Source organism: Shewanella yunxiaonensis, from assembly GCF_018223345.1.
In the GTDB taxonomy this organism is placed as follows: Bacteria; Pseudomonadota; Gammaproteobacteria; order Enterobacterales; family Shewanellaceae; genus Shewanella; species Shewanella yunxiaonensis.
Map to the genome: position 1 here is coordinate 1,625,581 of NZ_CP073587.1, position 12,523 is coordinate 1,638,103.

The 12,523-nt window shown below is 50.7% G+C and carries 7 protein-coding genes; all 7 read left to right on the top strand.

Annotation, left to right across the window (positions count from 1 at the left end; translation table 11 throughout):
* Nucleotides 1-243: 243 nt before the first annotated feature.
* The 7 genes from KDN34_RS07480 (at nt 244) to KDN34_RS07510 (ending at nt 12,444) form a co-directional block, all read left to right on the top strand.
* Entirely contained in the window at nt 244-2,940 is a 2,697-nt protein-coding gene (locus KDN34_RS07480; protein ID WP_212596256.1) for a TonB-dependent receptor, read from the top strand.
* A gap of 106 nt (nt 2,941-3,046) precedes the next feature.
* Nucleotides 3,047-5,416, top strand: coding sequence for a glycoside hydrolase family 2 protein (locus KDN34_RS07485; RefSeq protein ID WP_228730450.1), 2,370 nt, complete (start codon nt 3,047-3,049; stop codon nt 5,414-5,416).
* On the top strand, nt 5,416-6,036 hold the full coding sequence (locus KDN34_RS07490; protein WP_212596258.1) for an NAD-dependent epimerase/dehydratase family protein: 621 nt from the start codon (nt 5,416-5,418) through the stop codon (nt 6,034-6,036). The genes KDN34_RS07485 and KDN34_RS07490 overlap by 1 nt, the downstream gene beginning before the upstream one ends.
* 17 nt (nt 6,037-6,053) lie before the next feature.
* A complete protein-coding gene (locus KDN34_RS07495; protein WP_212596259.1) occupies nt 6,054-7,124 on the top strand; it encodes a UDP-glucose--hexose-1-phosphate uridylyltransferase in 1,071 nt (356 codons plus the stop codon).
* Nucleotides 7,121-8,281 (top strand): galactokinase, encoded by a 1,161-nt coding sequence (gene galK / locus KDN34_RS07500; protein WP_212596260.1) that lies wholly within the window; start codon nt 7,121-7,123, stop codon nt 8,279-8,281. Before KDN34_RS07495 ends, galK begins: the two co-directional genes overlap by 4 nt.
* A gap of 21 nt (nt 8,282-8,302) precedes the next feature.
* Nucleotides 8,303-9,868 carry a sodium/sugar symporter gene (locus KDN34_RS07505; RefSeq protein WP_212596261.1) on the top strand — a complete coding sequence of 522 codons (1,566 nt, stop codon included), beginning with the start codon at nt 8,303-8,305 and terminating at the stop codon, nt 9,866-9,868.
* Between the two features lie 2 nt (nt 9,869-9,870).
* Nucleotides 9,871-12,444 carry a CIA30 family protein gene (locus KDN34_RS07510; protein WP_212596262.1) on the top strand — a complete coding sequence of 858 codons (2,574 nt, stop codon included), beginning with the start codon at nt 9,871-9,873 and terminating at the stop codon, nt 12,442-12,444.
* Nucleotides 12,445-12,523 lie beyond the last annotated feature (79 nt).

Genomic DNA, 12,523 nt, shown 5'->3' on the forward strand with positions numbered 1-12,523 from the left:
TAAATTTGGTAATCGTTTACATTAATAAAAAGTTATTTAAAACATAAAGATATATAAAATGTTACCTGTGTTTAGACTTTTGTATAGTAAACGTTTACCTTATGCTGCGGTAGATTGAGTTTCGGTGTTGACCTCTACCATTAATTATCAGTAAAAACACCATGCTTGGCGTCATTGGGGAATTTTCGCCAAGTCTATGAATATCCAGATAAGAATTAATGCCTGCCTAAAAAAGGGGTAAAAATGAAACGACCATTCAAGTTGAGCATGACCGCCTTTGCGATTGCTCAATGCCTGTCTCTGGCATCCGCACAAGCACAGGATATTGCACCAGAACCACAAGCCACCAATAACGCGCAGAAGGCCAAGGCCAAAACTGCAGAGAAACAGCAAAATATTGAAGTCCTGACCGTTGAAGGCTTCGGTGCCACCTTGCAGCGTTCGCTGCAAAATAAAAAGCTGGCCGATTCCACTGTAGAGGTCATTTCGGTAGATGATATTGGTCAGCTTCCGGATGTGACCATTACTGATACATTAGCGCGATTACCGGGCATTGCCGCAGAGCGCGACCGGGGAAACGCCAGCACTATTTCAATTCGTGGATTGGGGGAACGGCTCAATCTGGCAACCATGAATGGCCGTGAGATCGTGAGTGGAGAGCCGAGCCGCAGTGTCCGTTATGAACAGTTTCCGGCAGAGCTGATCAATGCGGTAGAAGTCTATAAAAGTCCACTTGCCAGCAATATCGAGGGTGGCATTGCGGGTCTGGTGAACATGAAATTCGTCAATCCGCTGGACAAGGACAAACGACAGGTCAATGTCAGCGCGCATATGATGGATTATCCACTAGCGGATGATATTCCCACCGCTGACAGCAAGGGCTACCGCACCAGTTTTAGTTATGTTGATCCGATTGCCGACAATTTTGGGGTAGCCTTTGGCGTAGCTTATCAGGACCAACCTTCGATTCAACGTGATGTCACTTCCTGGTCCTACAACAAGCTGACAGCAGAGCAGGGTGATGTTAACGGCGATGGTATAACCGAAGCGGCACCTTGGGGGGCGCAAACAGCGACTAAAGGTGGTACCAACAAGCGTCTTGGGGCTATGACCGTATTGCAGTGGTTGCCGACCGACCGCCTGCAACTGAAATATGACCTGTTTTACTCTAAGTTTGATATTCAAGAACGTGAAGATCAGATGTGGTTTGACGGTTGGGGTAACTGGGCCGGTAGCAATAACTGGAATTATCAGAATGCCAGTAATCCGACTCAGATTATTACCAATGCCGATGGTAGCGAACAGATCGTCGCGGGTGGTTTGCTCTGGGGCGGCAGTCATACCGCGAACAACTCCACCTGGTTCCAGAAAAATGAACTGGTCAGTACTGGCCTGAATGCGGAATGGCAGGGCGATGACTGGACTATCGTGGCCGATGTCGGCTATTCCGAAGCCTCCATTAAATCAAAGTGGGTCAATATCTCTTCCTGGTATTGGAATGCCGATGCCGCAGCTAATGGTATGGACTACAGTTGGGATGCTACCGGTGAGAAACTCGCGATTGGTACCGGTTATGATATTGGCAACACTGCCGATTATGGTCTCAACTACCTGCAAGTCGATAATGACCGCATTCTGAAAGACGATATGGTCAACGCCCGGCTGGATTTTTCGCGCATGCTGGACTGGGGCCTTGTTGAAAAAGTCAGCTTTGGCGGACGTTGGGCAGATCGTGAAAAAGACAATGATGTGGTGAGCTGGCAGCAAGCAGTTGCAAATGGCAGCGCAAGTGTGGACGCCGCTACCTATAGTCTCGGCAGTGGTTATGATGTACCGGTAATGTACACCATCAATAACTGGTCTGAAGTCGTCGACAGTGCTTTTGGTGGCATCGACAATCGTAATGATCACGCGAAAACTACCAGTGACTATCTCGATAACTGGAACGTACAGGAAACCAATAAAGCCCTGTATGTGATGTTTGATCTTCGTGGCAATCTTGGTTCTATACCGTATACCGGTAACGTCGGTGTGCGCTATGTACGTACCAACTCAACCTCCAGCGGATTTGATCAGGTGGTTGATACCGATACAGTATTACCGGTGTCCTACGACCATGACTATGATGAAATTCTGCCAGCGATGAACCTACGTTTCAGTATCACTGATGATTCGCAGATCCGCTTCGGTTTGTCTCGTGCCATGTCACGTCCACCATTGGTGGAGATGCGCTCCGGATTGCAGCTCAACAAGTCCTCTACGGTGAATACTGCGTCCAGTGGCAACCCTTATCTGAATCCATTCGTAGCGAATCAGGTGGATCTGGGTTACGAATACTATTTTGCTGAAGATGCGGCATTTACCCTGCAGTTGTTCTTCAAAGATCTGAAAACCCATATCGGTGAGTCCACCAGTACCATCACGGTTGATGGTGAAGACTATCAGTTGAATGCCCCGGTCAATGGTAACGGTGGCCAGATCCGCGGTTTTGAAGTGCTGTACCAGCAGGCATTTAACATGTTACCCGAGCCATTCGATGGTTTAGGTATTTACGCCAACTACAGCTATACCAACAGTAATGTTAAGGAATTTCAGCCGGTTGATAATCCGTTGCCGTTGGCCGGGTTGTCAAAAAACGTCGGCAACCTGACGCTTTGGTATTCCAAATCTGGCGTAGATGCCAAGGTGTCTTACAACTATCGCAGTGAATATACTCGCGTCGGCAGTTGGGACCCAACGGAGATCTATACCATTGGCGCGGAAGCAACAGTGGATGCCAGCATCTCCTACCAATTAACCGACAATTTCAAAGTGATGTTGCAGGGGCAAAACCTGACTAACGAAGCATCCACTTCCTACTTTGATAACGATCCATCCCGTCCGCGTGGTTATGTGGAGTGGGGGCGTCGTTACCTGCTGGGCTTCCAGTTCAGCTTGTAATGGCAAGGATAGCTGCTCTGGCTTAAGGCCGGAGCAGCCTCAGTTTTCAATACGTTTTTCCCACTAATTGATTGGAATGCCATATTTTTCAGGAGGATGTTTCCGGGTGCGAGTGACCAAGCAGTTAACGGCCATATTACTGGGCTTATCTCTTCTCAGTGGTTGCCACGGCGAAATCATACAAGCAGATGTTTCGTCCAATAAGGCTACTAAAGCGCCCAGCAGTCAGACGCTGGCGTTTGATCAACACTGGCAATTTAAAAAATCTGAGCAGGCAGTACCGTTGGCAGCATTGACCGCCCCTTGGCAGTCAGTCAGCTTACCGCATACCCCGCGACTCGAACCGGAAGTGGTCAATCAGCAGTGGCAGGGAATCGCCTGGTATCAGAAGTCGTTTAATGTGCCGCCAACCTGGCAGCATAAAGTGGTGTTAGTTCGCGTTGAAGCCGCGATGAATCAGGCGGATTTCTGGCTAAATGGCAAGAAAGTGGGGAGCCATCTCGGCGGCTATCTGCCGTTTACTTTGGATTTAACCTCGGCACTAACGTCTGGAAGTAACACGCTGTTACTGCGGCTAGACAATCGCGACAACCCCATCACCGGACCCAAGCCATTGCAGCAGTTGGATTTCAACACCTACGGCGGCTTGTATCGTGGTGTATCGTTGCAACTCAAGGACAAATTACTGATCACCGATGAAATGCTGGCGCAGACGGTCGCTGGTGGTGGCGTGTTTGTTACCTATCCAGAGGTGAGTTCGCAACACGCCACGGTTGCCGTGAAAACCCAACTGCAGAATCGGTATGCCAATGAGAAAACACTGCAATTGACACAGACCTTGCTATGGCAAGGACAAACTATTGCACGCACGACTCAGCAATATCAGTTAGCAGCAGGGAAAACAGCCGATTTCAACCAGCAGATGACGGTGACTGCACCTAAGCTGTGGAGCCCTAAATCCCCCAATTTATATACATTGCAGACAACGCTCTACAGTGACCAACAACTGATTGAGCAGCAACAACGTCAGATAGGCATCCGCAGTTTTACATTTAACGCGGAGCATCAATTATTACTCAACGGCAAACCTGTGTTTCTGCGTGGCGTGAATCGTCATCAGGAGTATCCGTTCGTGGGTTATGCGTTATCAGCTCAAGCCGATTACCGTGATGCGGTGAAAATCAAACAAGCGGGTTTTGACTATGTCAGATTATCACATTATCCCCAGTCACCCGCTTTTATGCAGGCGGCTGACAAGCTGGGACTGGTGGTGCTGGATGCGGTGCTTGGCTGGCAGTATTACAACCCCGATCCTGCATTTTCTGAACATGTGGTAGACAGCTGTCGCGATCTTATCCGTCGTGACCGCAATCATCCGAGTGTGCTGGCATGGGAATGTTCCTTGAATGAAACCCAGATGCCGGAGGCTCTGATTAAACGCCTGAACGATGCGGTACATCAGGAATATCCCGGCAGCTATTCTGCTGGTTGGGAACGCGGCTACGATATTTTTGTCCAGGCGCGCCAGCATCGACTGCAACACTATCAAACACCGCAGCAGCCTTATATTGTGTCGGAATATGGTGACTGGGAATACTACGCCCAGAATGCAGGCTTTAATCAGGATAGTTGGGGTGACCTGAAAGAAGAGCAGCGTAGCAGCCGTCAGTTACTGAACAGCGGAGAAAAACGCTTGCTGCAGCAAGCGTTGAATATTGAAGAAGCGCACAACGATAACTTTACCGTGCCTGCCTTTGCCGATGGTTACTGGGTAATGTTCGACTATAACCGTGGTTATACCGACGACATTGAAGCTTCGGGTATTATGAGTCTCTATCGTCAGCCCAAATACAGTTATTACTTCTTCGCCAGCCAGCGCGACGCTAACGATATCAGTCCGTTATTTCAGAGTGGTCCCATGGTACATATCGCCAGTGAATGGCAGCCGGATTCCAGCACTGATGTGCGGGTGTTCAGTAATGCCGATGAGGTGGCGCTGTATCTCAATGGGCAACTGATCGCCAAACAAACGCCTACGCGTAATCACTATTCACAGCATCTGCCGCATCCGCCGTTTATTTTCCATCTGGCTAAGTTCACACCGGGGACGTTACGTGCTGACGCGATTATCGGTGGCAAAGTCGTGGCAACCCATGAGGTGGCTACTCCAGGTAAAGCGGTGGCTATTAATTTGCGACTGGATACCAGCGGGATAGCACCCAAAACCGGTGTCAATGATGTGTTATTTGTCTATGCCCAGCTACAGGACAAGGATGGGCATCCGGTGTGGAGCAATAATATTCCGTTACAAGCGAGTGCCAGTGGCGATATCGAAATTCTTAATCAAAGTCCGATGGTCACCTCTATGGGGCAGGGGGCATTGTTGATCCGTATTGGTAACAGTCTTAAGCATGCCAAAGTCACGGTAACTGCAGCAGGCTTAGCGCCAGCGACATTAATGTTGGAGGAACATTAATGCAGGTCCTGTTAACCGGCGGCGCTGGTGATATCGGTACTCAAACTGGTGAGGCTTTGCGACAAACCGGCGAAAAAAAGTGGGTTTGGGAGGCACCTTCCATCATTTATGGTGCTCCTCATAAGGTCCCGATAATTGAGGATTTTCTTCTTGCACCAACCAATCCTTATGGAAGCCGCAAGTTGAAGGTGGAACAGATTATCAGCGATCGCTGCGCTGCAACCCGTGCAGGTAGTGGATTTAATGGTATCATCCTGCGTTATTTTGGTCCGGTAGTGGCTCATTCCCGCCGTTTGGTTGACGAGGATGCTCACGGGAGCCTCAATAATCTCATGCCATTTATTGCAGCAGGGCGACATCACAAACCGTCAGTGTTTAGCGATGATTATCCAACCGCAGTGAGTAATGGTGTGGGCGTAGCTACCAATGACAGTGGTTGTGATTTGCCAGCATGCGTTGTGGGCCGCCGGACTGGCGATGTCGTCCAGTGTTATGCCAATGCCCGCCTCGGCCGAGAGCAGCGAGGATTGCAGACAACCCGAAATTTAACCGAAATGGTAGTCTCCAGTTGGCGCTGGCAGCCTGCTAATTCCGACGGTTATCGCAGTACAATAGTTTGACAGGAATTGAGGTTTGTATGTCAGAGTTTGACGTAAAAGATCATCCCCATCGCCGTTATAATCCGTTAACCGGTGACTGGGTGTTGGTATCTCCACATCGGGCAAAGCGTCCCTGGCAAGGGCAGGTTGAAGCGCCTGCAACCGATAATGTCCCGCATTATGACGGCAGCTGCTTTCTGTGCCCGGGTAACAAGCGTATTACCGGTGATATCAATCCGAACTACAGCAAACCTTATGTGTTCACCAATGATTTTGCCGCCCTGCATCAGGATACGCCAGTTGCCAGCCGCAACGATGACGGCCTATTTGTGTTGGAATCTGAGCGCGGTACCAGCCGGGTTGTGTGTTACTCCCCGGACCACAGTCTGACCATGCCGGAATTGTCTACCGAGCAGATCGCCGCCGTGATTCATGAGTGGATCCAGCAATATGGTGAACTGTCACAGCACTATGCTTGGGTACAAGTCTTTGAAAATAAGGGTGCGATAAACGGCTGCTCCAATCCCCACCCGCATGGGCAGATCTGGGCGTGTTCCTCGGTGCCGACTTTGCCAGCCAGAACTGATTTAGCACAGCAGCAATATCTGGCACAGCACGGTAAAAATCTGCTGCTGACCTATGTCGAGCGCGAACTTGCTGATGGCGCGCGTACTGTGGTGCAAAATGAACACTGGCTGGTGGTCGTGCCATATTGGGCATCCTGGCCGTTTGAAACGCTATTACTGCCCAAAGCCCATGTGACCCGTATGGATGAGTTATCGGAGCAGCAGCAAGCAGCGCTGGCCGATATTCTCAAGCAAATCACTATCCGGTATGACAACTTGTTCCAGTGTGCTTTCCCATACTCTATGGGCTGGCATGTGGCACCTTATACCCCGCAATATCAGGCGCATGAGGCGCGCACACACTGGCAACTTCACTGCCATTTTTATCCGCCATTACTGCGTTCCGCCACGGTGAAAAAATTCATGGTGGGTTATGAAATGATGGCAGAAACCCAGCGCGATATGACCCCAGAGCAGGCGGCAGAGCGCTTACGGCAACAATCACCCATTCACTATAAATCTGTACCAAAAGGTGACGCATGAGTCTGACAGTCGCTGAATTGCATCAGCTGTTTTCATCACATTTTGCGGCAACCGCCGATTACCATTTCCGTGCGCCAGGTCGGGTAAACCTGATTGGTGAGCATACCGATTATAACGACGGTTTTGTGCTGCCATGTGCGATCGATTTTGATACCCATGTATTGGCTCGTAAGAACGGCCTGAATGTCATCCGCGTACTGGCTGCCGATTATGAGGGGCAGACAGATGCCATACCGTTAGACGATGTGATTGCGCACCATTTGGATTATCAATGGGCCAACTATGTTCGCGGTGTGGTGCAGAGCCTGCAACAACAGAAGATCTCGTTAGTAGGCTGTGATCTGGCTATCAGCGGTAATGTACCGCAAGGCGCAGGTCTCAGCTCCTCTGCGGCGCTGGAAGTCGCACTGGGGCTTACGTTTACCACGTTAGCTGGACAGCCGCTGAGCCTTGCGCAGATTGCACTTACTGGCCAGCAAGCTGAGAACCATTTTGTGGGCTGTAATAGCGGCATTATGGATCAGTTGATCTCAGCTCAGGGACAGCAGGGAAATGCGCTGCTGATCGATTGCCGCTCGCTGTCGTGCCAGCCCGTGGCGATGCCGCAGGCGTTGGCGGTCGTGATCATCAACTCTAATGTGAAACGTGGCTTGGTGGGGAGTGAATACAATACCCGCCGGGCACAATGTGAAGCAGGCGCTGCACATTATGGCGTGAAAGCGTTGAGAGATCTGGATATTGCGGCGATTGCCAACATCTTCGACGAACTGGATGACGTGACCGCTCGTCGCGTACGTCATGTGGTCACCGAAAATGCCCGCACGCTCGCAGCCGCTGCGGCGCTGGCGAGCAACGACATTGGCACCCTTAGCCAGTTGATGGCGCAATCACATGCTTCTATGCGCGACGATTTTGAAATCACTGTCGCGCCTATCGATTATCTGGTGTCGCTGGTCGACAGCATTATCGGTAACCGTGGTGGTGTGCGGATGACCGGTGGCGGATTTGGCGGCTGTGTGGTGGCGTTGGTGCCCCACGATTTGGTCGCAGCCGTCAAAACGCAGGTCGCTACCCACTATCCTGAGCACTGTGGCTTGGTCGCCGAGGTATTTGTCTGTCAGCCATCGGCCGGTGCCGAGATTGTTGCCCAACCTTAAAAACTCCCAGGAGAAAGCTGTATGTTGTTAGCCCCATTGGATTTTGCCATTCTGGCGGCCTACGTGGTCATCCTACTTGGACTGGCCTGGTGGGTGTCGCGGGACAAACCCGGGCACGATAAAAATACCAGCGATTATTTTTTGGCAGGCAACAGCCTGCCCTGGTGGGCCATTGGTGCCTCGTTGGTGGCCTCCAATATTTCTGCCGAGCAGGTTATCGGAATGTCCGGTTCCGGTTATGCGATTGGTCTGGCAATTGCCTCTTATGAGTGGATGGCGGCCATTACCCTGATCATCGTGGGTGCCTGGTTCCTGCCGATTTTCCTCAAACGCAAAATTTACACCATGCCGCAATTTCTATTGCATCGTTATGATAATCGAGTGCGATTGACCATGGCGCTGTTTTGGATGGCGGTGTACGTATTTGTTAACCTGACGGCGGTGCTGTGGCTGGGTGCCTTGGCCATCAATACGCTGACCGGACTGAATATCAGTGCCAGTCTGGTATTGCTGGCGCTATTGTCATTAGCCTATTCGCTTTATGGTGGTCTGAAGGTTGTGGCCCTGACCGATATTATTCAGGTGCTGTTACTGGTGGCTGGGGGCCTGTTCCTGTCTTATGTGTCGTTGCAGATGGTCAGTGATGGCCATGGGGTCGTCGCCGGTTTCGATATCCTGATGACTAAACTGCCGGAAAAATTCGACATGATCCTGACCCCGGATAATCCGAATTACGCCAGTTTGCCCGGGATTTCCGTATTGATTGGCGGGTTGTGGGTGATGAACTTGTCTTATTGGGGTTTTAACCAGTACATCATTCAACGGGCACTGGCGGCAAAAGACCTGAAAGAAGCGCGTAAGGGGATCGCGTTTGCTGCCTTCCTCAAACTGCTGATGCCCGTGCTGGTGGTATTGCCCGGAATTGCCGCCGTGTTGCTGTTGCCGCCGCTTGACCGTCCGGATCAGGCTTATCCACAATTGATGGGGCTGATGCCTGTAGGTCTGAAAGGGCTGATTTTCGCGGCATTGGTGGCCGCGATCCTTTCCAGTCTGGCCTCCATGACCAACAGTATTTCTACCATTTTTACCATGGACTTGTATGCGCAGGTGCGTCGTCATCAAACGCAACATCACTATGTCAAAGTTGGCCGTATCGCCAGCGTCGCGGCACTGGTCATCGCACTGGTGACTGCACAGCCACTGCTGGGTAAATCAGAACAGGCGTTCCAGTTTATTCAGGAGTTTACCGGATTCTTCACGCCGGGCATCGTGGTGCTGTTTGTGCTAGGTATGTTCTGGAAAAAGGCAACGGCCAACGGTGCACTGGCTGCGGCGATTGGGTCGGCGGCATTGTCGGCAGCGGCTAAATTTTGGTTGCCAGAAGTGCCATTTATGGATCGGGTGGGTTACGTGTTCCTTTGCTGTCTGGTATTGGCGGTGGTGATTTCGCTACTGGAAGGCAAAGGTAAGGACCATGAGCACAGCATTCCGCTTCATGATATCGACTTCACTACGCACGGCGGTTACCGCGTCTGTGCGGTGGTGATCAGTCTGATCCTGATTGGCTTTTACACAACCTGGTGGTGAGTATGATGCTAACAGTGACATTTCGACAATCGCTAGTGGCCGCGATGGCTACCTTACTGGCTGCCGTAACTTCGCCACTGTTGGCACAACCAACGCCCGTCACGATTAAAGATGGTGTGATGCAATGGCAAGATGGTTCGCAAGTGGCGTTATTCGGTGTGAATTATGCCATGCCTTTTGCTTTTGGTTATCGTGCTGTCAAGCAGCTGGGGCTGGATCCACAAGCGGTCATTGATATGGATGTGAACCACATCGCTCGCTTGGGATTAGATGCTTACCGGGTACATGTGTGGGAGCGGCTGATCAGCGATAAACACGGTAATCTGTTGGATAATGAGCAACTGCGATTGTTTGATTATCTGCAGCACCAATTAGCGCTTCATGGTATCAAAACCATCATTACCCCCATTGCCTGGTGGGGGTCTGGTTACCCGGCAGCGGATCCAAAAGAGCCAGGATTCTCTGTCGATTACAGCAAAGCCCAGATGAATCAGGATCCTAAAGCCATTGCCGCCACTATAAATTATCTGCGGCAGTTGCTGACCCATAAAAATCCTTATACGGGAAAAACGCTGGCAACCGATGCGAACGTTATTGCTTTTGAGTTATTCAACGAGCCGAAACATACGCAATCGCCGCAACAAAGTGCTGCGTATGTGGAACAACTACTGGCAACCGTGCGTGGGTTAGGCGTGACTAAGCCCCTGTTCTACAACATTAGTGAACAAGGGAATGATCAAGCGTTTGCCCACGCCTTGTGTAACAGTTCGGTCGATGGGGTAGCGTACCAATGGTATCCCACAGGTTTAGTAAAAAACTCGGCGCTTCACAGCAATATGCTGCCTGCGGTGGCACATTACACTGATCCGTTTAAGCAGATCTCGGCTTGCCAGCACAAGGCTAAAATGGTGTATGAGTTTGATGCCGCTGATGTGACTCGTAGTGTGATGTATCCGGCGATGGCACGTAGCTTTCGCGAAGCCGGATTTCAATGGGCGACGCAGTTTGCGTATGATTCCGCCGCACTGGCGCAGACCAATGCTGAATACAACACTCATTATCTGAATCTGCTGTATACGCCAGCCAAAGCGATCAGCTTTATGATAGCGGCTACAGAGTTTCGGCAACTGCCCTTGGGTTATCACGCCAAGGAGTATCCTGCAAGCAACCGCTTTGATCATACATTGTTAGATTATCAGGCGGATCTCAGCCAGTATGATGATGGCGACCATTATTACTATTCCAACAATACGCAACAGGCTCCCCAACATGGCGCCAGACTGCAACATATTGCAGGGGTCGGCAGCTCGCCGCTGGTGGCTTACCGTGGTAACGGTGCCTATTTCCTCGACAAGTTGCAGGAGGGCGTTTGGCGCTTGGAAGTCTACCCAGATCTGCTGCAATTACAGGACCCACATCAGCCTTCCAGTTTACAGCGTGAAGTGGGCAGGTTATATCTGCATCAACGGCAGATGACACTGATGTTGGCCGATTTGGGCGAAACATTTGCGATGAAAGGCATCAACTCCGGTAATGATGTTGTCGCGACGGCTGAACATGGCAAGATAACGGTGAAACCTGGCGTGTATCTGTTAGGACGTACTGCAGATCTGATTAATAACATCAAAAACACTAACAAGGCTTATTATCTGCCTCAAATTCCTGTGCCTAAATTGGCATTGGTGCATCAGCCGCAGCGCCAGCGCAATCTGGGGGATAAACTCAGTTTTAGTGCGCAAATTGCGGGCATAAAGCCGCAGTATCAGGTGACTTTGTACCTACGCTATCAGGGCGATAAAGCCTTCACTGCATTACCGATGTCGGTGGTTAATACTGATACATATCGACTGACCTTACCTGATACCTCCGCGTGGCGCCAACCGGGGATTCTGGAATATGCCATCAGCGTCAATGATGGCCTGCAAAATATAACCTGGCCGGGCGCTCAAGCCGGAACGCCTGCTGATTGGGATTATGTTGATGCTGGTTATTGGCATACCTTGCTGACACCGACAGGTACGCCAGTGACATTGTTGGCACCAGCAACGGATCGCACAGGCTATTACACCCCCAAAAACACCGTATCCTGGCCGGCGACCTCCGCCACAGTGGAAGGTGCCACATTAAAATTGTTGGTGGAACCGCAGGTAATCAACAACGGTGGCAACTTGTTGCGGCTGGACCTTGCTAACGACAATCAACTTATTGGCCGCGATTTGCGCGGCTACAATGCCTTGGCATTGAGGATCCGTGCTTTCGCCACTGACCACTTGCAGCTGGGTATTATCGGCAATGATGGTTTGGCGTGGGGTACAGATGTTTCGGTGGCATCTGACTGGAAAACGCTAGTATTACCGCTGGATAAGTTCCAACCAATAGGCACCATGCTTGGCCAAGCTTATCCTACCTTTATGCCCGTCACTGTTGGCCCGTTTGCCTCACAATCGTCATTGGCACTTAATGCGATTGAAGGTTTGCAGTTGTCATTGCCACCTTTAGGTGCTCATCAAACGATGCCGCAGCGTGGTATTGAGATTGCTGAGGTAGCACTAGTACAGATGTCAGCGAAAGATTGATTGCTTCAGGGGACACCAAAAGCTGACTGGCACCATCGACAGGGCGGGATATGATCCTGTCAGCGCCAATACTTCGCAA